Source organism: Lysinibacillus sp. Y5S-8, assembly GCF_036894365.1.
Taxonomy (GTDB): Bacteria; Bacillota; Bacilli; order Bacillales_A; family Planococcaceae; genus Lysinibacillus; species Lysinibacillus fusiformis_D.
This window is the reverse complement of sequence record NZ_CP145889.1, coordinates 1,055,201-1,079,430: the sequence shown is the minus strand read 5'-3', so window position 1 is coordinate 1,079,430 and position 24,230 is coordinate 1,055,201. Positions and strand designations below refer to the sequence as shown.

Sequence of the window (24,230 nt, the reverse complement as noted above, 5' to 3'; positions counted from 1 at the left end):
CATATTTTACGCCTTTAGCTAGTATTACTCTTTTAAACAAGTCAATTCACCTATACACAGTCGAGCGTTTTATAAAATTACTCAGCGATGTTCGCTGTTAATCTTCATTATTTTCTAATTCTTTATCCAAACCATCGGCAAATAAACCATAAACATATCGTTCAGCATCAAATGGCTGTAGATCATCCATTTTCTCACCAAGACCAACAAATTTCACAGGAATGTGCAGCTTATTGCGAATAGCAAGCACAATACCGCCCTTAGCTGTACCGTCTAGCTTCGTTAAAACAATACCTGTTACATTCGTTGCTTCTTTAAATGTTTGTGCTTGCACAAGTGCATTTTGGCCTGTTGTGGCATCTAATGCTAATAATACTTCATGTGGCGCATTTGGAATTTCACGTGAAATGACACGATGTACCTTTTCAAGCTCATTCATTAAGTTCACTTTGTTTTGCAAGCGACCAGCTGTATCGCAAATTAATACATCGGCTTTCCTATTTTTGGCTGCACGAATCGCATCATACATGACTGCCGCTGGATCAGAGCCCTCAGATTGTTTGATAACTTCACAACCGACACGATCTCCCCATACTTGTAATTGATCTATCGCACCAGCACGGAACGTATCACCAGCAGCTAAAACAACGGTTTTCCCTTGTGTTTTTAAGCGATGCGCTAGTTTGCCGATCGTTGTCGTTTTTCCAACGCCATTTACTCCGACAAATAGAATAACTGTCAGCTCACCATCTGGCTGCATATTTAGATCAATTAAATCTTCTTCACCTTGCTCATAAATTTCTACAAGCTTCTCAGAAATCACGGCTTGGATACCGTTCGTATCTTTTATATTTTTACGTTGTACTTCGAAACGCAGTTTATCCATTAGCTCCATAACTGTTTCAAAGCCGACATCAGCTTGTAATAATAAATCCTCTAATTCTTCAAAGAAATCCTCATCCACTTTACGATAACGCGCAACAAGGTCGTTCACTTTAGAAGTAAAGGAATTACGTGTTTTTTCAAGACCAGCCTTGAATTTTTGTGTAATCGACCAAGCAGAAGGCTTTTTCTCCTCTACTGGTGTATCCTCAACAACTGCTAGCTCTTGTACTTCCAGATCTTGTACTTCCGGCTGTATTTCTGGTTGTTCTTTTTCTATTTCAGTTGAAGGTTCTACTGCTGCTTCTTTCACAATTTCCATCTCTGGAGATTCTTCTATTTGCTCAACCACTTCTACATCAACAGTCTCAATAGCAGCCGTTTCGTTTGCTTCATCTAGATCTAGCTCTTGAAGATCAGCATCCTGCTCGTTGTCAAGCGCCTCTAGTTTTTCTTCCTCGGCTGGATTTCCCATTAATTTATCTTTTAAACGCTTAAAAAAACTCATGCTTGTTCGCTCCTTTGCTCCGCAAGTACGGGTTCATCTTCTAATTTTACTGATACGAGTTTTGATACACCCGATTCTTGCATTGTTATACCATACAAGACATCAGCTCCCTCCATCGTCCCTTTACGATGTGTAATAACAATGAATTGTGTGTCACGGCTAAATCTTTTTAAATACTGGCTATAGCGCACAACATTTGCCTCATCCAAAGCCGCCTCTACTTCGTCGAGAATACAGAATGGTACAGGTCGTATATTTAGGATAGAGAATAATAAGGCAATTGCTGTCAGTGCTCGCTCACCACCAGAAAGCAAACTTAAATTTTGTAGTTTTTTCCCTGGAGGTTGTGCCACTATTTCAATGCCTGTTTCTAGTAAATTTTGCGGATCAATTAACACTAAATCCGCTTGCCCACCGCCAAATAATTCACGGAAAACAAGTTTAAATTGTTCTCGTATTGCATAGAACGTTTCACTAAAGCGCAATGTCATTTCTTCATCCATTTCTTTAATGGCTTCATGCAATGTTTCCTGTGCAGCAAGTAAATCCTCTCGTTGTTCAGTTAAGAATGTATGACGTTCAAGTACTCGTTCATATTCCTCAATCGCCCCTAAATTAACAGGACCAAGCTCTTCAATGGATTTTTTCAACAGTTTCACACGGCGTCGTACGAACTCTTCGTCTTCTATCGAAAGAGCTTCTTCCTCTGCCTCTTCGAATGTTAACTGATAGTTTTCTTCGAGTTGTTCTTTGAAATTATCCATTTCAAATTCTAAACGGCTTTGTTTCAACTCATTTGCACGTATTGCTTCAAGGTATCCTTTATGTATACGTTGCATTTCTTTCAGTTGTTCTTCTAATGTTGTGAGTTCTTGTTGTTGCCCTACCTTCTCCTCTTTCTTTCGAGAAATAGTCTCTTGTAAGGCATCTCTTCTCGCTTTCCATGTGATTACCTGCTCCTCAACCTCTTCATCACTTAAATGATTTGTCGATTCATCGGATTGAAGCCATAATATTTCCTGAGAAATATTTTCAACTTTTTGTTGAGCTTTGTTCAATTGTAGTGCTAGCTCAGCAGTGGAAATTTGAACTTGCGACATTTGTTCTTGCATTACTGCTAATTGTGAACGTTTTTCCGCTAGTTGCTCTCGTAATACGTCCTTCTCTGTCTCACCTTGTAGCTTTACCTTACTTAATTGCTCGACAGTATCATTGATTTCGACAAGCTCATCGGCTAGTGCGTTTAATCGCTCCATTGCCTCTTGCTTTTGTGATAACAATGCTTCCTCACGTGTTTTTACATCTTGAGTTTCAGTTGAAGTAAAAGATACTCGGGCTGATAAGCTTTTTTCAACAACCTCTAACTCGCGGATACGACCAGCCTGTTGCATCTCATCTTTTCGTAATTGCTCTCCTTCAAGCTTTAACTGTTCTACTTGATCTCGAAGTGTTGCAAGCTTGTCTTTTTCGGTTGCTACAGCCTGTTCGGCACTATAAATGGAATCCTGTAATGACTCTAGCTTGAGGATTAAATCGTCTAATTCGGCTTTTCTTGTAAAGAGTGAGGATTGCTGTTTCATAGCACCACCCGTTAAAGACCCCCCTGCATTGACAATATCTCCATCAAGTGTGACCACTCGGTATCGGAAACCACATAATCGAGCGATTTGACTGGCCCCTTCCAGATTTGCTGCCACAATGACATGCCCTAAAAGATTTTCAACAATTGTACGATTATCTTCATTAAATGTCACAAGCGCATCTGCTATTTGAATAAAAGCTGGATGCTCTATCGCTAGTTGGATCGTAGCTGGATTAATTTTACGTGACTTCATCACGGTTTTTGGTAAAAAAGTAGCTCGTCCAGCTCGTTTTTGCTTTAACCAATGAATGGCTTGCTGTGCATGTCGTTCATTCGTTGTGACAATATGCTGAGAGGCTGCACCTAAAGCTGTTTCTATCGCTTGAGAGTATTTCCCCTCAACTTGTAGTAATTCAGCGACAGCCCCCTCAATTCCTTGTAATTCACCTTTATCACGAGCAAGCAAAACTTCTTTAACTCCTTGGAAAAATCCTGAAAAATCGGCTTCCAATTCAGCTAATGTATCTTTTCTCGCCTTTAATTGCTGCTGATGCTGATAAGCTTTATACAGCATATCCTGTTTCTCAGCAAAGGAAGAATTTGTATTTTTCAACTGAACTTGCAGCGACTCATATTGTTCAAGCTTAGCTTGCAAATCATTTGTTGTGGAAGTGTGTTCAGCGACTAGCTTTTCTTTCTCAGCAACAATTTGCGTAAGCTCTTGTCCAATTTCATCAGTTTGATTGGACATTCTTGCTGCCATAGCCTTTTGTTGCGCTAATTGCTGATCGATATTTTTCAATTCATTCTTAATAGTTGCTTCTTCATTCAATGAATCAATATATCGATTTTTTTGTTCTTCAATTTCTTGTTCAATTTCCGTAACAGAACGATTTAATGACTGTTCTAACTGTTTAATGCTCTGCTTGAGTATGGAGAGTGCTTGCTGTTTCTCTGAAAATGCTTCTTTTTTCTCCTGTTCTTGTACAAGCAGTACGTCTACTTCTTCTTTTGCTTCTTGTAATGTCGCATTCAGCTGCAGTAGTTGATTGGAAGCATTTTGTCGTTTTTCAGCCATTAGTGCCTTACGACCATCCCAACGCTCTACCTCCATTGTGGCATTGACAAGATCAGCCTGTGAAACATCCAAATAATCATCAAGTTCTTTTAATAACTTGCGAATATTGGTTGTCTGTATATCGATTGTTGCAATATTTTGAGCTTGTTGTTGCTCAGTTGCAGACAGCTCGGTAAATTCAGCTTTTAGTGCATGCAAAGATTGTGCACAATTTTTAAAATCATGCACAAGAATGGCAATATCAAAATCTTTTAGCTCGGTAGACATTTGGACATAGTCTCGCGCACTAGAAGCCTGCATTTCAAGCGGCTCTAATCGGTTGTCTAATTCATGGAGTATATCTAATACACGATACAAATTCTCATCTGTCTCTACAAGCTTATGCTCTGCTTTTTTCTTTCTTATTTTATACTTTAAAACGCCAGCTGCCTCTTCAAAAATCGAACGACGGTCGTCAGGGCGGCTATTTAAGATTTCATCAACACGGCCTTGAGAAATAATTGAAAATGCCTCTTTCCCAAGCCCTGAATCCATAAACAAGTCCGTAATATCCTTCAGGCGACACTGTTGGTTATTTAATAAATATTCACTATCACCTGAACGGTATACGCGTCTTGTTACGCTGACTTCTGTATAAGAAAAAGCAAGTTGCTCGTCAGTATTGTCTAATATAAGTGTTACCTCTGCAAAGTTGAGTGGCTTACGAGAGTCACTGCCAGCAAAAATAACATCTTCCATCTTTGCTCCACGTAACGACTTTGCCGATTGCTCCCCAAGTACCCAACGAATCGCATCTGTGACATTACTTTTTCCACTGCCATTTGGTCCAACAACCGCTGTAACACCGGGTACAAAATCAATTCCAATGCGCTCCGCAAAGGATTTAAAGCCAATCACTTCTAGTCGTTTTAGGAACATCTATTAAGCCTCCTCTTTTGCAGCTTCTTCACGCATCATTCGCATTGCACATTGTGCAGCTTGCTGCTCGGCTTCTTTTTTTGATTTTCCACGACCAATACCAAGCTCTTGCCCGTTCAATAATACGCTTGATACAAAGGTACGGTTATGTGCTGGGCCTTTTTCATCGATTATCTCGTAATGAAGAAGTCCATTATTGGTTTGTTGTACCATTTCTTGCAATTGACTTTTAAAATCCATCACATGCGAAAAAGCACCTACTTCTACTTTTGGGAACACGATACGCTCTAAAAACGACACGACCGTTTGTAATTCTTGATCTAGATAGAGTGCACCTACAAATGATTCAAACACATCTGCAAGTAGCGCTGGGCGTTCCCGACCACCTGTTAATTCCTCACCTTTTCCAAGTAAAACGAAGCGTCCAAAGCCTAATTCATTCGCAAAAATAACTAGTGATGGCTCACAAACGATAGAAGCTCTTAACTTTGTTAACTCACCCTCGCTCATATTTGGGTATTTCTCAAAAAGATATTTAGAAACAGATAGTTCAAGTACTGCGTCTCCTAAAAATTCAAGACGCTCATTATCCGTAAATAGCTTACGGCGATGCTCATTCACATAAGATGAATGCGTGAATGCTTGATACAATAAATTTTTATTAATAAAAGTGATATTTAATTCATGCTGTAACAGCTCGAATTGGTTGCGTACTTTTTCAGGAAGTACGCCAGATTTCTGCATAGTTCCTTTTCTTTTCATAGCCATTGAACAAATCTGCCTTCCTAATAGTTTCTACCGTTTTAGTGTACCTTTTTCAAGGCGTTTATGCAAAAGTATTTCGGCTTAAACACAATGTTTTGGAAATTTTTTCGAAAATTTATCTTATTCATAGAAAATGATCTCCTCTAAAATGAAAGTTGAATGCTTGTGGGACGATTTTTGGTTAACTCCAGTCGTCAGCTCAAAAAAATTTTAGACATTATGCCCCCGATTTCTAACATGAAAAAGGGACGTCAATAGATCGAAAATCGATCTATTTCGTCCCCTTTGAATACATCTTTGTTCATTGAAGCTGCTTCTTCTATCAAGTCAAAGCAGACAAACTATTTCTACTTTATTCATGCTATCATAAATACCATTGTGTATTATGATGACCATCACATCTATAAAGGTGATCCATTTTCGCTAAATAAAGTTTTAACGAAATTAGTTTAATTTACTTTCGATGTATGAAATTGCAGAACCTACTGTTGAGATTTTTTCAGCATCTTCATCAGAAATTTCCATATCAAACTCGTCTTCAAGTTCCATTACAAGTTCAACTACGTCTAATGAGTCAGCACCTAAATCATCACGGAAAGAAGCTTCAAGTGTTACTTCGCTTTCTTCAACACCTAAACGGTCCACGATTACTTTTGTTACACGTTCTAATACTGTAGACAAATGATTCACCTCCCCTCAAATGATTATACAAAAAATCAGCGTATATGCCTAATTGAAATTACATTACCATACCACCATCTATATGAAGCGTTTGCCCTGTCATATAGTTAGCATCATCAGAAGCAAGGAAAGCCACTGCCTTGGCAATATCCTCCGGCTGTCCAAGTTTCGCAAGAGGAATCTGCGTAAGCATACCTTTTTTAATATCTTCTGGTAGTTGCTCTGTCATTTCTGTTTCAATAAAGCCTGGCGCAATAGCATTAACTAAAATATTGCGTGAAGCTAATTCTTTTGCCGTCGTTTTTGTGAGTCCAATAACACCTGCTTTAGCCGCAACATAGTTTGCTTGACCAGCATTACCCGCTACACCAACGATGGAAGAAATATTAATAATACGACCTGCACGCTGCTTCATCATTTGACGTGTTACCGCTTTTGTACAAAGGAAGACCCCTTTAAGATTCGTATTTAATACATCGTCCCATTCGTCTTCCTTCATACGCATTAATAGGTTATCTCTAGTAATACCTGCATTATTCACTAAAATATCAAGTGAACCAAATGTTTTCACAGCGGCATCCATTAATGCGGTTACTTCTTCCGTCTGTGAAACGCTAGCTTGCACCGCAATGGCTTCCCCTCCGTTTGCTTGAATCATCTCAACGACTTCTTCCGCTTTTGCCTGCGAGCCACTATAGTTCACTACAACCTTAGCACCTTCCTCAGCAAGCTTTACAGCAATAGCACGTCCAATCCCTCTTGAAGCTCCTGTTACAACAGCTACTTTACCTTCTAATTTACGCATTGATTGACCACTCCTTCGACGCTTCTAAAACCGCTTCTAATGATGCTTCATCATAGACACAATAAGCAGCAACTGAACGATCAATTTTTTTCAAGAGACCGCTTAATACTTTGCCAGGTCCACATTCGATAAAGACATCGACACCTTGTGCAATCATTTCACGCATAGATGCTTCCCATTGCACTGCACTATATACCTGTTCAACTAGCTCCTGCTGAATCGCTGGTACATCCTTTAATTCCTTCGCCATTACATTGCCGATAACCGGGATTTCAGGTGCAGATAAAGTAATCTCTGCTAATGCTGCTTGCAGTTTCTCTGAGGATGGTCGCATCAATTCAGAATGGAATGGACCGCTCACAACTAAAGGTATTGCGCGCTTTGCCCCTGCTTCTTTTGCAGCAATAATCGCTTTATCTACACCTTCTTTAGTGCCTGAGATAACAATTTGTCCTGGACAATTCACATTGGCTACCTGAACAGAATCACCCGCTGCTGAAACCAGCTCTGTAACTGCGTTCAATGCCTCTAATTCCATCCCTAGAATCGCTGCCATCGCTCCTTGCCCTGCTGGTACAGCTTCATTCATATAAAGACCACGTTTATGCACGATAGACATGGCATCATCAAATGACATTACGCCTGCTAAAACCAATGCACCATATTCTCCAAGCGAATGACCCGCAGCATAGTGTGGCTGAATTCCTGCTGCACGCAGCTTTTCAGCTACCATTACACCCGTAGTAAGAAGTGCTGGCTGAGCGTGGTATGTCAGTGTTAACTCCTCAGCTGGACCTTCTAACATTAACTTAGATAATTCAAATTGAAGAGCTTGATCTGCACGATCATAAAATGCTTTACTGTCTGCTGCATTTTCAACAAACTCTTGACCCATCCCTACTACTTGCGAACCTTGTCCTGGAAAAATAAATGCTATTTTCGTCATTTGAATAATCCCCTTTGTTTAATCAATTTCTAAGTGACGTACTGTATCAGTAATCGTCGAAATAACAGTATGCTCTACCATCGTATTAGCTTGTCGAATCGCACTAAAAATTGCTTTTGCATTCGATGAGCCATGCGCTTTAATTACAGGTGCTTGTAAGCCAAACAACCCTGCACCACCATACTCTGTGTAGTCCATTTTATTTTTTAAGTCACGTAAATTATTTTTCATGAGTGCTGCTGAAATTTTCGTTTTCGTTGATGACATAAATGCCTCTTTTAACATTGAAAATAAAGCGCCAGCCGTCCCTTCAATAGACTTCAACACCATATTGCCTGTAAAGCCATCTGTTACAACAACATCCGCTACTCCATCAAGCAAATCACGCGCTTCTACATTGCCAATAAAATTCAAATCAGCTTCCTTCAATAATTCGAAGGCAGCTTTCGTTAATTCATTACCTTTTTTTTCCTCGGTACCGATATTTAATAGGCCAATTCGTGGTTTTTGTAAGCCCCCAACCTTTTTAGCATAAATATCACCCATAATCGCATATTGCACTAAGTGCTCTGGTCGTGCATCTGCATTTGCTCCTAAATCAAGCATTAAGAAGCCTTTACCATCCAATGTCGGTAATGTTGTAGCCAAAGCTGGACGGGCTATCCCCTCAATTCGGCCAACTTTAAATAAGCCCCCTGCCATTAACGCTCCGGTATTCCCAGCAGATAGGCAAGCATCTGCTCTACCTTCTTCCACCGCTTCCATCATGCGAGCCATTGAAGAATCCTTTTTTCTACGAACAGCACGTGCAGGGTCATCCGTTCCTTCTACTACTTCCTCACAATGTATGATTGTTAATCGATCATGTTGTTTTAAAAATGGCTCAAGCTTATCTTGCTGACCATATAATTGGATTTCTAAATTTGGGATTTGCTCTAATGCTAAGAGTGCACCTTCAACAACTGATTTTGGTGCATTGTCTCCACCCATTCCATCAAGCGCTAATTTCATTGTTACTCACCTTTACCTTTCGTGCGGTACATATCAAATTCACCAACAAAAACGGTTTCACCATTTACGGTAGATGTTACCTCGACTTTTGTACGATGATTAAGATCATCTCGTCCGATAACAATCGCTTTTGTAATAACACGATTTCCAGCACGTACAGGTTTCACAAATGTAATATTGGAATGTACGGTTAATGCTAGTTCGTCATCAATTACTGCAACCGCTAATGAGTTTGCTTGTGCAAACAAATGATGTCCACGTGCGATGCCATTGCGCTGAAAAACATGCTCTTCTTGTACATCAAAAATCGATAGTGCTCGATTATCTAATTCAATATCTACAATTTCTCCGATGACTTCATCAATCGGTAGAGATTTTACTTCATTTTCATAGTTTTTAGAAGCAACATCTTTAATTCGCTCTCGTAATTCTGGTATAGATAACTCCATACGATCTAAACGAATTGTTTGGACACTTACCTGAAACTGTGTTGCTAGCTGTTCATCTGTGACGAATGGATTTTCAGCTATCGTTTCAGATAGTAGTCGCTGTCGCTCTTTTTTCGTTCGTCTCAACATCATTCGCCACCTTTTGAGTTGTTATTAGCACTTGGTACTAATATCAGTATATAGAGTATAAAAAAAGAATGCAAGACTTGTTTTAAAATCAAGTACTTACATTCTCCTATGCTCATAAGCCCTCAATACTAATCGAAGCGCTCTCCTTGTAATACACCAGACTCTTCTAGCATTTTACGCAAGTATTGATAGTCAGCATCCTGCCAAAACGCTTTTGTTTCAAGCATCTCTGTTGCATCTTTTCTTGCGGTCTCGAGTATACGATAATCATGTACTAAATCAGCTACTTTAAAATCTGGCAAACCACTTTGCTTTCTACCAAAAAAGTCCCCTGGTCCCCTTAATTCTAAATCTTTTTCGGCTAAACGGAAACCATCATTCGTTTCCGTCATCGACTGCATACGCTCTTTCCCTTCATCAGACTTAGGATCAGCAAGTAAAATACAATATGACTGGTGCTCACCGCGCCCGACACGCCCTCGGAGCTGGTGCAATTGCGCTAGACCAAAGCGCTCAGCATCATAGACAATCATAAAGGTAGCATTCGGTACATTAACACCTACCTCCACAACTGTTGTAGAAACTAAAAGCTGAATTGTTCCTTCACTAAAATCGCGCATCACCGCATCTTTTTCATCGGCTGATAAACGTCCATGCATTAAACCGACCTGATAACGATCTTTAAAATAAGTGGCTAATTGCTCATAAATTTCTACAGCATTTTGAACATCAAGCTTATCAGATTCCTCAATAAGTGGACAAATAGCATAAGCTTGTCTTCCAGCCGCTAGCTCCAATTCTAGCTTGGACATCACAGAGCCGAGTTGCTCTTTTTTCATCCAATGCGTTTCAATCTGTTTACGGCCCGCTGGCATTTCATCAATTATTGATACATCCATTTCCCCAAATGCAGTAATAGCCAGTGTACGCGGTATAGGAGTAGCAGTCATAAAGAGAACATCTGGATTCTCCCCTTTATCACGCAAAATTCGACGTTGTTCCACACCAAAGCGATGCTGCTCATCTGTGATGACAAAACCTAGCTTTTGAAATATAACATCTGGCTGAATTAACGCATGTGTGCCAATGATAATGTCAAGATCACCATTTGCCAAATCTGCTAAAATCCCTCGTCTCTCCTTTGTTTTAGTTGACCCAGATAACAAAGCAACACGAACATCAAAGGGTTGAAACCATTCTTTTAAGTTCTCCAAGTGCTGTTCCGCTAAAATTTCAGTTGGTGCCATTAAGGCTCCTTGAAAGCCCGCTGTCACAGCTGCATATAAACCGATTGCCGCTACTACTGTTTTCCCAGAACCTACGTCGCCTTGCAGCAAACGATTCATTCGATGTGGTTCCTTCAAATCTTTACAAATTTCATTAACCACTCGTTTTTGAGCATTTGTTAATTCATAGGGCAATGAAGCAATAAATGCTCGTAGTTTATGCACATCAAACTGAATGATTGTGCCACGCTCACTCTCTTTCCGCGTTTTACGTAATGCCTGTATACGCAATTGGAAGTTTAATAGCTCCTCATAAGCAAAGCGTCTTCTTGCTTGTTTAGCATGCCCAGCATCCAGCGGAAAATGGATACCCTCCAAGCCCTCTCGTATCGGAACAAGCTTATAGGACTCCTGTAAATAATATGGAATCGCCTCTGGTAGCTCTGCACCAAAATCATCTAACACTTGTCGCATATATTTACGAAATCTTTTTTGTGGAATCAAACCTTTCAGACTATACACTGGCTCAAAGTCTACTTGATCTGTTTTTGGCCCAAATGTGACAGTTGTACCATTGATTACTTGTCTACCACGATCCCATTTCCCCGTCACAGTAATAATGGAACCCGGTACAAGCTTTTGCTTTAAATAGCCTTGATTGAAAAATACAACTTTTACTAAGTGACGTCCTGCCAAAACTGTTACCTGAAGTCTTGATTTATTACGACCTAAAAATAATATCGTAGGCTCACGTTCTACCTTGCACTCAACTGTAACGCGTTCGTTATGTGGTGTTTGCGCTAAATCTTTTAAACGAAAATCTTCATGTCGATGTGGGAACGTCCATAATAAATCAGCTACTGTATTGATGCCTAGTGATTCAAGATGTGCTGCTGTTTCTTTCCCGATGCCTTTCACTTCATTGACATGGCTAAATAATTCAGTCATCCTATCCCACAACTCCCTTCATTCAAGTGGTACTCTTTATGTAACCATCCTAGCTTCCTCTATCTAATGTATCATATATTAATTCACAGCCTCTACACATAAGCAAAAACCCCATCAATGCATGATAGGGTTATAAACGTCTGTCATTTATATTGCAAAATCATGTCAATAAAAAGCTTAATGGCATCAGGAAAGACATCTTCATCTAAATCAAATTTTGGATGATGATGTGGATATTGGCTTTTTTCGCCACCCATCCCAACAAAAATAAATGCACCTGGCTTATGCTTTAAATAATATGAAAAATCCTCGCCCCCCATCACTGGATCAACAAGCTCGAATACATCCTGCCCAAAATTTTCACAAACGATAGATTCTACGAAGCGTGATTGCTGAGGATCATTGATAAGGGGAGGCGTCCCTATAATAAAATCGATTGTCCCTTTCGCCCCAAAAGCATGGCAAATCCCTTCTGTTAAACTTACCATCTTCGTTTGAATGGTAGCTACTGTTTCAGGAGTTAATGCCCTAATCGTTCCTATTAATTTTGCTGTCTCTGGAATAATGTTATACGTTGTTCCTGCTTGAATATTTCCTACTGTAATAACACCAGCCTCAATAGGATTGATTGTTCGACTAATGATACTCTGAAAGGCTTGCATTAAATGGCTCGCAATATAAATGGGATCAATCGTTTCATGAGGCATTGAACCATGTCCACCATGACCTTGAATCTCAATTTCAAAATCATCGACCGAAGCCATCATTGGCCCATGCGTTAAGCCTATTTTCCCTTTCTCTAAACCCTGCCATAAATGAATACCAAAAATAGCATCAACATCTTCTAGCACGCCATTTTGAATTAAAAAATCTGCTCCACTTGGCGTGATTTCCTCAGCTGATTGGAAAATAAGCATAATATTTGGCTCGATTTTTTCCTTATTCATCGCTATCCATTGTGCTACTGCCAATAAAATCGCTGTATGCCCATCATGACCACACATATGTGCCACACCTGGCTTTTGAGAGATATAGGGCTTATCACCTTCTTCAACAATTGGTAAGGCATCTATATCTGCTCGTAAGGCAATTGTCTTCGTACCTTTTGTTCCTTGAATCATAGCCACTACACTAGGAGGATCATACTCTAATATTTCAATTTGAAGCTGCTCTAATCGTTTACGAATGAATTGACTTGTTTCAAATTCTTGTCCAGAAAGCTCTGGATATTGATGAAGATAACGACGATCTTCTATAGCTTGTTTTGTTAAAAATTGTAGATTAGTTATTTCCACTAAAAAAACTCCTTTTAATTTACCTTGAGCGTTCCTACAAAGGAATGGAGCGTCTTATAAAGCCACCCTTACAAAATGGGTGCTTATTTTATTATACTAAAATCATTCGCAACTAAACCAATATAAAAACATGCTACCTTTTTAGATAGCATGTTTCACCAGTTTTATTGAAGTGCTTTAATACTTTGTAGGCCACCATTTTCAAGTATAGCTTTACTAATAGCCTTACCAGTTGGTGTTGCCGCTAGACCGCCTCGTGCAGTCTCTTTCAGATTCGGACTCATGGATTGTCCAATGCGATACATAGCGCCAATTACTTCATCACAGGGAATACGACTTGTTACACCTGCAAGTGCCATATCTGCCGCTACTAGCGAGTTAGATGCACCCATAGCATTACGTTTGACACATGGTACTTCAACAAGACCTGCTACTGGATCACAGACAAGACCAAGCATATTTTTTAAGGTAATGGCAAATGCTTCCGAACATTGCTGTGGCGTACCTCCAGCCATTTCAACAATGGCAGCAGCCGCCATTCCTGCAGCAGAACCAACTTCTGCCTGACAACCACCAGCAGCACCTGAAATGGAAGCGTTATTCGCAACCACAAACCCAAAAGCTCCTGACGTAAATAAATAACGGATCATTTGCTCACGAGTTGGATTTAATTTATTTTTCACTGCAAAAAGCGTTCCTGGTACAACACCTGCAGAACCCGCTGTCGGCGTTGCACATATTGTTCCCATCGCTGCATTTACTTCATTTGTTGCAACGGCTTTGCTTACAGCATCTAATAATAAATCACCTGATAGTGATTTTCCTTGCGCAATATAATTTTGAAGCAATACGGCGTCCCCACCAGTTAAACCTGTTACTGATTGCACACCTTGTAATCCTCGTTCAATAGCTTCTTCCATCACGGTTAGATTTCGATCCATTTGTTGGATGATTTCTTCTCGCGTTCTGCCAGTAATCAATATTTCCTGTTCGATCATGATTTCTGATATTAATTTTTCTTCTTGCTCTGCTCGTTCTACAAGCTCACGAACATTATGAAATAAAACGTCCATTTTGGGACACCCCCTTAGTTATTAATTTTAGAAACCTTTGTAATATGTGGAATTAAAGATATTTGCTGTAGCACCTTATCTTCAATGTTTTGATCAATTTCAATCACCATTAGAGCTGTTAAACCACGTTCTATACGTGAAACTTCCATATGCCCAATATTGACTTCATGCATTGCTAAACAATTGGCTACATTGGCAATACAGCCAGCACGATCATCATGCACAACAAGAATTGCTGGCATACCACCTGTTAAACGTAGCTTAAAACCATTGACTTCACTGATTTCAATCTTTCCGCCACCAATCGAAATACCAACTACAGACATTTCCCCTTCATCGTCTCCAATGACAAGCCGAGCTGTATTGGGATGCTCCGTATTAGCCGTTTCGGGAATAAATTCATATTCTAATCCCACTTTTTCGGCCTCTTCAAATGCTATTTTAATACGGTCATCAAATGTATCGTAATCTAATAAGCCCCCCACTATCGCAACATCTGTACCATGCCCTCTATACGTTTCAGCAAATGATCCATATAAATGAATTTTTGCCCATTTAGGTTGTCTACCAAATAAATCCCTTGCAACACGCCCAATGCGAGCTGCACCTGCCGTATGAGAGGAGGAAGGCCCAATCATGACTGGTCCAATAATATCAAATACTGAAGTAAACTTCATACAAACACCCCTCTATTCTATTCATATAATAAAATTTATTTTTACTTATATCATGCTTGATAGCTACTATAAAAGTAAAGCATTTAATTTATCAACTTTCAGAAAATTACCACTACTATAATTTATAGTAACTATATAGGCCTATTTTTTGTCCACACCATATATACACATCAATAAAACAGTTGATATTCCATTAATTCCAAATTATTTATCCTCTGGACACGTACATCTAGCTGTTCATATTTAGCACGTTTTTACTAAATATTATACATCCTTCTCTTTGTAGCATAAACAAAAGCAGTACACGTTTTGTGCACTGCTTTCTTTACGGAATAGCAAAGTAGCATGTAATTATTCTACTGAAATAATATATGGATATAACCCTTGTTTACCATCAAATAATTCAACTTCTACATCTGGATAGTTCTCTTCAATGAAAGCTGCTAATGCTGAAGCAGCCTGTTCAGTTGTATCTTCGCCATAGATCACTGTAACTATCTCAGCATCTTCATCGACTAAATCTGTGATTACCTGTTCCGCTGCATCCTTTAATGCAGGTGTAGAAAGGACAATTTTACCTTCTGCTAATGCCATAAAATCATCTTTACGGATTTCCACACCATCAATAGATGTATCACGCACTGCATAGGTTACTTGACCTGTCTTCACATTAGCAAATGCATCGGACATTGTCTTTTTATTTAGATCAACAGCTGCTTCAGGGTTAAACGCTAAAATCGCTGCCATCCCTTGTGGAATCGTCTTCGTAGGAACAACCGCTGCGTCAATCTCTAATAGTTCAACCGCTTGCTCTGCTGCCATAACGATATTTTTATTATTCGGTAAGATTAATACTTTTTCTGCACCGATTTCTTGTACGGCTTTAACGATATCTTCAGTTGAAGGGTTCATTGTTTGACCACCTTCAATGACATATGAAGCACCGATAGAGCGCAATAATTCTGCCACACCCTCACCCATCGCGATCGTTACGATAGCATACGGATGTTTTTCTACTTTTTTGGCAGTCGTTGGCGCTTTATGCTCCTCACCAACAATCGCTGAATGCTGCTCACGCATATTATCAACTTTTATTTTAATAAGACTACCGTATTTTTGTCCGATTGATAAAACAGAACCTGGTTGCTCGGAATGGATATGAACCTTCGCAATTTCTTCATCGGAGATCACAAGCAAAGAATCCCCCAAAGGATTTAATTCATTACGGAAATGCTCCTCATCGAAAGGTTCTTTCCCTTCTTCTAAACGCACCATTATTTCAGTACAATAGCCAAATTCAATATCTTCAGTATTCATGAAATCCTGTACTCTATGATGCTCTGCATTGATTAAATCATCTAAGGTCGCATCATTTTTCTCTGGAAGAGGCTCACCTTTTAAAGAGGCTAGAAACCCTTCATACACAAATAGTAAGCCCTGACCACCACTATCCACAACACCGACCTCTTTTAAAACAGGTAGCAATTCAGGTGTGCGATCTAATGAAGCCTTTGCTTCTGCTGTAAAAGCTTCCATCACGGCAATGATATCGGTTTCAGTTTCTGCCACTTCTACACCTTTTTTTGCCGCCTCACGTGCTACTGTTAAAATAGTTCCTTCTACAGGTTTCATAACAGCTTTATAGGCTGTATCAACACCTGCTTGGAAAGCCGCTGCAAAGCCTTTTGCATCAATGGTTGCTTCTTTTTCAATAAACTTCCCAAAGCCTCGGAATAATTGCGATAGAATAACGCCTGAATTTCCGCGCGCACCCATTAAAAGGCCTTTTGATAATGCCTGTGCTGTTTTACCAATATGTTCTGAAGCGGCAAGTTCTGTTTCCTTTGCGCCAGATGTCATCGATAAGTTCATATTAGTCCCTGTATCACCGTCCGGTACTGGGAATACATTTAATGAATCTACATAATTTGCATTTTGGTATAGATGATGCGCACCCATTTGTACCATTTCAGCAAACTTTATACCGTCTAAAGACTGCATTCGATTTAGTTCCTCCTCTTAATTCGCTACACGAACGCCCTGTACAAAGATATTGACAGATTTTACGCTCATACCTAATGTTTTATCTACTGTATATTTCACTTTCGATTGCACTTGGTAAGCAACTTCCGAAATTTTTGTCCCGTAACTAACAATAATGTACATATCTATATGTAAATCGTCGTCCTGTTGTCGAATAACAACACCTTTTGCGAAGTTTTCTTTACGTAAAATATCAGTTAGACCATCACGAATTTGATGTTTAGATGCCATGCCAACAATACCGTAGCATTCTACAGCAGCACCACCAGCAATTTGTGCAAGTACATCTGTTGAAATATCAATTTGGCCGAATTCATTGTTTAATTCAATTGACATAGGAATGCCTCCTTGGCTCTTTTTGACTAAAGTATATTGTAACACTTCCGTTATAATTTAAGCAACCTAAGGCAGTATAGAAAGGCTTTATAGCAACGTTTTCTGACTTCAAATAGACGCATTTTCCTTTCCGTCAAAAATTGCCATTTTACGAAAATAGTTATTTCGTCCGTTCTGCTTAGCTAAATATAACGCTTGGTCAGCAATATCACAGCATGTTTGTAAATGCTCATGCATTGTCAGGTTAGCATGACACATTCCAATACTAACCGTTACGTATTGAACAATATCTGATTGCCTATGTGGAATCTTTAAGTCACGCACTTCCTTTAAAATTTCTTCACATATAGGCTCTGCAAACTTTTCAGTATGCTGACTAATCATAATAAATTCTTCTCCTCCCCAACGAGCAACAAACGCCTGATACTTCTCTGCAATCTCCGCCAATAAGGAGGCTACTTTAACAATGACCACGTCACCCTGTATATGTCCATAGTAATCATTAAACTTTTTAAAATAATCAATATCAATCATCATTACCGTTAATGTTTGTGGTTGATGAAGCTGATGTCCTATTTTAGTCAATTGCTGATTAAATGCTCGTCGATTTGGCAGATTCGTTAAAGGATCTTTTAGTGCTTGCTCTGCTAACGCTTTATTTTTAACAGCTAACAGCTCTGATAATTGTTTCGTTTTGGTCATTTCTTCATCCAATAAAGTATGCTGTGTAGTTATTTGTTTCCGAACCTTGTAGGTCTGATATTGAATTATGATACCAATCGGAATTAAAAGAGACATCGGTAATATGACTTTAATATTCTCACTGGACATGCCAACACTCAAATACATACTCGCAATAATTGCTGGTGCAGAAAGTAAAATAATCCAACTAATTTTTCGTAAAGGTAATGCAAATACCGTACAAATGATGATTAAAATCACTTCATATAATGCTGCATGATGAAAGAAATAAACATCCATTACCGAAATTGCCGTAATCAATAGCATAATCGTGTAAATATAAATGACAACTAGGTGTTCATACTTCTGTATATTAACAGAGGTAATGTGAATTCGTTTTTCCCTAACAAATAACAATACGGCTATATCTATATAAAACATGGCGATATGAATGGCAATATAGACGGGAACCATGGCTCTTTCTGCTTTGACAAAGAAAACCTCTCCATAATGAATAAGGGAAATAATAGCCGATACATACATGAGTGACCAAGCAACTGTTCTCATCCCTTTTAAATTCGACTGAACCATTTCTTTGCGAATAGAAAAAGCTATTTTTTCTTGATTTTTCATAATACTCGCTCCTAGTGTCCGCTTTCAGTTATATAATGTTCTATATGTATCGTCTAAAGAATGAAAAATACAAGTAGGTCGAAATTTTTTTGATAAATAAAAAAGTTGATACTTTTATAGCATCAACTTTGCATAGTGATGAAAAACAAAACCATCCATAGAATTTTTGTGAAAGGTGAAAATGGATTTCCGTTGCAGGCTATCGCTTGCCTGTGGACGTGCGCCGAGCCGCTTCCTCCACTACTGTGCCGTTTAGAGGCTTGCCTGTCTCGCTATCCCAAGGGAAATAGCCTTCCACGCCAATGTTCCTTTTTAGCAAAGGTTTTCAAATAAAATGTAGATGTTCACTACTCATTTTAAGGAGAGGTATTGTCACTCATCACTTCTCCACATTGAAGAGCCTCTTTTCTTTAATTATACAAATAATGAGCTATTTTGATCGCTTCAGCTAGTATAAAAGTTACTTTTGATTGGAGTGGAGCCTGCGTCACTCCTAGGGGAATTAGCGTCCACAGGTGAGACCCTGGAGCGAAACGTAGTGAGTGAAGCGGCTCATCGGACGCCCCCTGGAAAGGACGCTGGCGGAACGGAAATCAACCCCTCGCCTTGCGAAAGGTTCTTTTTCTGCTATTGACATCACCTTTTTTCAACAAGATGAAAAGTTGATACTTTTATAGCATCAACTTTGTTTATATTATATTCAGTTCAATATTTTAAAATTTATTTGACTAAAAAAGACTTTTAATCAGCTTGTCGATCATAACAGGCATTTCTTTAAAGGCACTATCCACATGCAGTCTTTCTGTTTTTTGGTGTGCATCTTTGCCAAAGGGACCGACATTTAATACAGGCCCCTGTAATGCAGACATTTCTTTAAACGGAATACTATACGTATCTCCCCATACAGGTGTGTTACGTTCGAATGCTAACCACTCGTTTGAATCATCTGTGTAGTTAACATAACTTAAATCACAAATCCCGTTAAAATAGTGAATCTGCTCCACCTCAATAGCAAATGTTTGAGCCGTTTTCTTCATCAATTCAATCGATTGAATAACAAGTGGATGATTGGATGAATTAATTGCTGGATAATAAGGTGGTGCATATAGCAAAACTGTTGCTGGTGCTAATTCCTGACAACGAATCATGAGCTGATCAACAATACGTATACATTTTTCACGATCGTCCCATGCATGATGCTGAAGAACTTGCTGTTTGATCGTTCGCACTTCCTCCTCACCCAATTTATGGATAGCATGCTCCAACAATGCCTCATATCGTAAGACCTGTACATTCCCTACCCCTTGTACTTTTTCTCGGGTGCAAATCTTTTGGTATTGCTCATTACAAGCAGCCATGGCTTGTAATGCCACTTGTTCAAAAATAGCCATTACTTCTGCAGCTGTACGTTTTAATAAAAATACATTGTAAAGTGCAGCCGCACGATATGGTGTTTGTGTAGAATACTCCATTTTTAAATCTTTTAATTGTAAGGAAACTGGCAGTGGCGTACTTTCTCCCAAATCTGTTTCACGGAAAAGAGGATTCCACTCCATATACTGTGTCATATAAGAAGCGATAAAGTTAGCGGTCATGCCCTTTAAAGGTTCGCCAACATGCGTCTCTTTGCCATAAAATAAAGCAGCTGGCATTATTTTCCCTATAGTACCTGAATAGATATATTCATTTGTATCAGATGGCCCTTGCGAAAAGGAAGGTTCACTATTTAAAAATAATTTATAGGTTAGCCCATGTTGTTCACGAAGTCTCACAAGCTCCACAACAGCAGCTCGCATTCCGGCAGAGTTTACTTCCTCATCAGGTACAGTAGTTAAAATCAAATTAATTGGCCATTGTTCAAAGCTTGCCTTTTCAATGAGCTGCATATGTAAAGCAAGTCCCATTTTCATATCCATTGTGCCACGACCAAATAAATAATTACCTGACTCCAAATCAATTCTAGCCGCTTCTGGTAAATCTTCTTTGTATTTAGACTCCATCAGTTTTTTTGTTAATTCCTCTGGATAAAAAGCTAATGGCTCTAGTTCTCCATATTCCTCTGTATGCACTGTATCGAAGTGACTGATTAACACCACTGTTTCTGTTGCTGTTGGGTGCTTATAAAATGCCGTAACAGCATTTCTTCCAAGCCCTGCATCATGTAATTCAATAAGCTCTGGATGTTTTTCAAAATATGGAAGCGTTAACAATTTATCTTTTAATTTATAGGCAAAGTCATTTTCACCCTTTGTCAATGTCCTGCTTTCCCAACTGACAATTTCACATAGCAATGCTCGCAGTTTTTCAGGTGTATTCCACATATAACTATTCATACAAACTCTCCTTTAGCCCCAATTCGTTAAATTTTTGGTTAACGAATTTCTAGTGACTCTTCACTTTTACTATCTGTCGTTGTTGCATTTTTTAATTTCAATTGATAAAAAATCATACAGGCAATAAAGAAGCCAATCCCGTACAGTAAACCGATTCTTTGCGTTGGATCAAACGCTAAAAATACTAAAATAAATACACAAAAGATAATACAAAATACAGGTATTAAAGGAAATAGAGGTGTTTTAAATTTTAAATCAGCCAAATTTCCTCCAGACTTTACATAACGATAGCGGAACATTAGTTGAGAAGCACAAATCCCCATCCATGAGATTGTGACAGAGATTCCGGCCACCGACATGAGTAACACAAATACTGCGTCTGCTTCCATTACACTTGTTAATAAGGATAATAGTGAGAAAGCCATTGTAAAAATGAGCGCATTTAACGGCACTTTATTTTTAGTCAATCGACCAAATAACTTAGGTGCCATTCCCTCTTGTGACATAGAGAATAATAAACGTGTTGACGCATACAGACATGAATTGCCGACTGATAAAATAGCCGTTAATATAACAAAATTCATAATACTAGCTGCATATGGAACACCTGCTATATTCATCAACGTTACAAATGGACTCTCTACAAGACCAAGCTCTGATGCTGGGAATATCGCCGATAATACAATAATGGAGGCAATATAAAAGACTATAATTCTAAAAAGAATAGTACGAATCGCTCTTGGAATATTTTTTTCAGGGTTCTCGGTTTCACCTGCTGCAATACCAACAAGCTCTGATCCCTGATAAGAGAAAATAACATTCATCATTGTGACAAAAATAATAGAAATACCTGCTGGGAATAAACCAGTAGGTGCTAAATTTGTCAGATGTGGCGTTGGACGATCTGCTAATGGAATTAATCCGAAAATGGCCGCACCACCTATAATGATAAATGCTATGACTGCAACAACTTTGATACTAGCAAACCAGAACTCTGCTTCAGCGAAGCCCTTTGTTGTTAAAGCATTTAAGACAAATAAAAGAACCATAAACACAGCACACCAAATCCATATTGGTACAGTCGGAAACCAATGTTGCATTAAAATCCCAGCAGCTGTAAATTCAACACCAGCTGTGGCGGCAGACCCGACAAAATACATCCAGCCTAATGAAAAACCAGCTGAAGGACTAATGAAACGTGTAGCGTATGTTTGGAAGGAGCCTGTAACTGGCATATAAACAGCCAATTCCCCAAGACAGTTCATGACCATAAACAAAATTAGGCCACCAAACAAGTAACCAATTAGAGCACCACCTGGTCCTGCTTGATTAATGGTATAGCCAACATTTAAAAATAAGCCCGTTCCAATAACACCCCCAAGTGAAAGCATTAATAAGTGACGGCTTTTCATCGATCGATTCAATTGATTGTTGTGAAGCTGATCCCCTTTATTCAACATCCATCCCTACTTCCTATATAGTGTAAATATTCAGATATTTAAAGAATAAAAGTACCCAATCAATTTTCCCTTTTAAATTGATTGGGCAATGTTAGCATGTCTTAAAAACGTAATGATAAACAGCTTAAGCCACCATCGTGTTTTCTAAACTCAGACATCTCAAGTTCAATAGTTTGATAGCCAAGATTTTGTAATTTACGATTTGTTTCTGGGTAGCCAGCTGGAATAATAATATAATCATTTACTTGAATACAGTTAGCAGAATATTCATCTTCTTTAGGAATCACGATTTTATCATAAGATTCAAATGCAGGGTGATCGATAAACTCACCAGCTAGCACCATACGATTTTCCCCAACATAGGCAATCCCTGTTTTTAAATGGAAGAACTCTTTTAATGGAATAATAGTCGCTTCATAGCCTTCTTGCTCAACAATTTTTTTAAATTGCTGTGCGCCTTCTTCATTTGTACGGTCTGAGATCCCTACGTAAAATTTCTTCTCTGCTTGTAATACATCTCCACCATCAAGCGTTCCAGCGCCTTTAATATAGTAAATTTTTTCAAAGAATGGTTTCACTGCCGGTTCAATATCTTCGATTTCACGATTACGAGCAGCTGCTCCAGGGTTTGAGATAATAGCAAATTCAGATGTTAATACTGCCGTATCTTCTACAAATGTTGAATCTGGGAATGCTTCATTTGCTGGTAATTGTGTAACTTCAACGCCACATTTTTTCAAAGCATCTATATACTTTTCATGCTGTTCAAACAATTTTTCTAAAATGGGTTTACCTAAATCACTAGTTGTTAAACCGTTTACAAAACTATTTCCTGGATTTTTAACAATAACATTTTTAAACATAATTTTCGTCTCCTTTATCCTCTTACTACTGGACAAGTTAGGCATGTTGGCCCACCTGTTCCTTTAACAGTAATTTCATCACCTTTATATTCAAACACTGTTGCACCAACATCAAGTAGCTGTTGTTTTGTTACTTTGTTCCCTTCAGGAATAACGCACACTCTTGGTGCAAGCGCCAAGACATTACAGCCCAGTGCATCATACTCATCCTTTGGTACTTCTATTAATTGGATGCCTCGCTCGATAAGCAGTTGTCGGAAAAATACCGGCATTAAACGTGAATGTACAACAGCTAAATCTCGATCTACCATACTTATGAAAGACATTAAATGTAAACACTCAGCTTCACCTAAGTCATGTGGTAGCTGCACAACAATAAACTCATCCACCATATCTGCTGTCATTTCCTTTAATTGATGGATAGCTTCATCATTTGTACGATAACCTCTACCTACAACGAGTGTTCGATCATCTAACCAAACAAGATCTCCACCATCTGATACCGCCTCTCCTGCTAGTTCCCCAATGATTGGAATACCTTTCTCCTGTAAAAAGGCCTTATATACTGCTGCTTCTGGCTGTCTCAATTTTTTGCCAGATTTCAGTATAATGGCGCCATTTGGTGTGAATTTAACTGGATCATGTGCATAAAGCGAATCTAACCCTACTTCATCATTAGCAGGCAAATAATCAATCGTATCAACATACTTTTCAAGAATCCTAATAAATTCAGCATATTCTCTTAGCGCTTCTTCATAGTTAGGCTCAGATAAATAGTTAAATGTTTTCCATTCATCGCTAAGATGTGCTTGGCTTCGGAAAGCATCTTTCGGATGTTTTACTATAACGTGTTTCAAAGGTGCATACATTGATGAACAATAATGCATTCCCTTCACCCCTTTTCCGTG

19 protein-coding genes are annotated in these 24,230 nt (G+C 38.9%); all 19 read right to left on the bottom strand.

The genetic code is table 11. The features are described from left to right. Window positions 1–97: 97 nt before the first annotated feature. On the bottom strand, window positions 98–1,390 hold the full coding sequence (gene ftsY / locus V6670_RS05010) for a signal recognition particle-docking protein FtsY (RefSeq protein ID WP_338652937.1): 1,293 nt from the start codon (window positions 1,388–1,390) through the stop codon (window positions 98–100). After that, window positions 1,387–4,968, bottom strand: a complete 3,582-nt coding sequence (smc, locus tag V6670_RS05005; protein WP_058843498.1) for a chromosome segregation protein SMC — start codon at window positions 4,966–4,968, stop codon at window positions 1,387–1,389. Before smc ends, ftsY begins: the two co-directional genes overlap by 4 nt. Before the next feature lie 3 nt (window positions 4,969–4,971). Next, a complete protein-coding gene (gene rnc, locus V6670_RS05000; protein ID WP_036124796.1) occupies window positions 4,972–5,736 on the bottom strand; it encodes a ribonuclease III in 765 nt (254 codons plus the stop codon). A 441-nt stretch (window positions 5,737–6,177) separates the two neighbouring features. Continuing rightward, window positions 6,178–6,414, bottom strand: a complete 237-nt coding sequence (acpP, locus tag V6670_RS04995; protein WP_036124798.1) for an acyl carrier protein — start codon at window positions 6,412–6,414, stop codon at window positions 6,178–6,180. 58 nt (window positions 6,415–6,472) lie between these two features. Then, the gene (gene fabG / locus V6670_RS04990; RefSeq protein ID WP_058843497.1) at window positions 6,473–7,219 is read right to left on the bottom strand and encodes a 3-oxoacyl-[acyl-carrier-protein] reductase; all 747 of its coding nucleotides are present in this window, start codon (window positions 7,217–7,219) and stop codon (window positions 6,473–6,475) included. Continuing rightward, window positions 7,212–8,165, bottom strand: a complete 954-nt coding sequence (gene fabD / locus V6670_RS04985; protein WP_338652934.1) for an ACP S-malonyltransferase — start codon at window positions 8,163–8,165, stop codon at window positions 7,212–7,214. Before fabD ends, fabG begins: the two co-directional genes overlap by 8 nt. Before the next feature lie 18 nt (window positions 8,166–8,183). After that, entirely contained in the window at window positions 8,184–9,176 is a 993-nt protein-coding gene (plsX, locus tag V6670_RS04980; RefSeq protein WP_338652933.1) for a phosphate acyltransferase PlsX, read from the bottom strand. Window positions 9,177–9,178: 2 nt separating this feature from the next. Then, window positions 9,179–9,751, bottom strand: coding sequence for a transcription factor FapR (fapR, locus tag V6670_RS04975; protein ID WP_036124838.1), 573 nt, complete (start codon window positions 9,749–9,751; stop codon window positions 9,179–9,181). A 131-nt stretch (window positions 9,752–9,882) separates the two neighbouring features. Continuing rightward, window positions 9,883–11,928, bottom strand: coding sequence for an ATP-dependent DNA helicase RecG (gene recG, locus V6670_RS04970; protein WP_338652932.1), 2,046 nt, complete (start codon window positions 11,926–11,928; stop codon window positions 9,883–9,885). 143 nt (window positions 11,929–12,071) lie between these two features. Continuing rightward, on the bottom strand, window positions 12,072–13,223 hold the full coding sequence (locus V6670_RS04965) for an amidohydrolase (protein ID WP_338652930.1): 1,152 nt from the start codon (window positions 13,221–13,223) through the stop codon (window positions 12,072–12,074). 164 nt (window positions 13,224–13,387) lie between these two features. Further along, a complete protein-coding gene (gene sdaAA, locus V6670_RS04960; RefSeq protein WP_058843493.1) occupies window positions 13,388–14,296 on the bottom strand; it encodes an L-serine ammonia-lyase, iron-sulfur-dependent, subunit alpha in 909 nt (302 codons plus the stop codon). Between the two features lie 14 nt (window positions 14,297–14,310). Then, on the bottom strand, window positions 14,311–14,973 hold the full coding sequence (gene sdaAB / locus V6670_RS04955) for an L-serine ammonia-lyase, iron-sulfur-dependent subunit beta (RefSeq protein ID WP_036124814.1): 663 nt from the start codon (window positions 14,971–14,973) through the stop codon (window positions 14,311–14,313). 351 nt (window positions 14,974–15,324) lie between these two features. Further along, a complete protein-coding gene (locus V6670_RS04950; protein ID WP_338652928.1) occupies window positions 15,325–16,974 on the bottom strand; it encodes a DAK2 domain-containing protein in 1,650 nt (549 codons plus the stop codon). 18 nt (window positions 16,975–16,992) lie between these two features. Then, window positions 16,993–17,352 carry an Asp23/Gls24 family envelope stress response protein gene (locus V6670_RS04945; RefSeq protein ID WP_004269431.1) on the bottom strand — a complete coding sequence of 120 codons (360 nt, stop codon included), beginning with the start codon at window positions 17,350–17,352 and terminating at the stop codon, window positions 16,993–16,995. A 108-nt stretch (window positions 17,353–17,460) separates the two neighbouring features. Continuing rightward, window positions 17,461–18,666: a diguanylate cyclase gene (locus V6670_RS04940; RefSeq protein ID WP_338652921.1), complete on the bottom strand. Its 1,206-nt coding sequence runs from the start codon at window positions 18,664–18,666 to the stop codon at window positions 17,461–17,463. A 728-nt stretch (window positions 18,667–19,394) separates the two neighbouring features. Further along, a complete protein-coding gene (locus tag V6670_RS04935) occupies window positions 19,395–20,999 on the bottom strand; it encodes a M20/M25/M40 family metallo-hydrolase (RefSeq protein WP_338652919.1) in 1,605 nt (534 codons plus the stop codon). Window positions 21,000–21,037: 38 nt separating this feature from the next. Further along, window positions 21,038–22,459, bottom strand: a complete 1,422-nt coding sequence (locus V6670_RS04930; protein WP_036124822.1) for an amino acid permease — start codon at window positions 22,457–22,459, stop codon at window positions 21,038–21,040. A gap of 101 nt (window positions 22,460–22,560) precedes the next feature. Continuing rightward, window positions 22,561–23,322, bottom strand: a complete 762-nt coding sequence (locus V6670_RS04925) for an arginine deiminase family protein (RefSeq protein WP_141903442.1) — start codon at window positions 23,320–23,322, stop codon at window positions 22,561–22,563. Between the two features lie 14 nt (window positions 23,323–23,336). After that, window positions 23,337–24,209 (bottom strand): arginine deiminase family protein, encoded by an 873-nt coding sequence (locus V6670_RS04920; protein ID WP_338652914.1) that lies wholly within the window; start codon window positions 24,207–24,209, stop codon window positions 23,337–23,339. Between the last annotated feature and the right edge of the window lie 21 nt (window positions 24,210–24,230).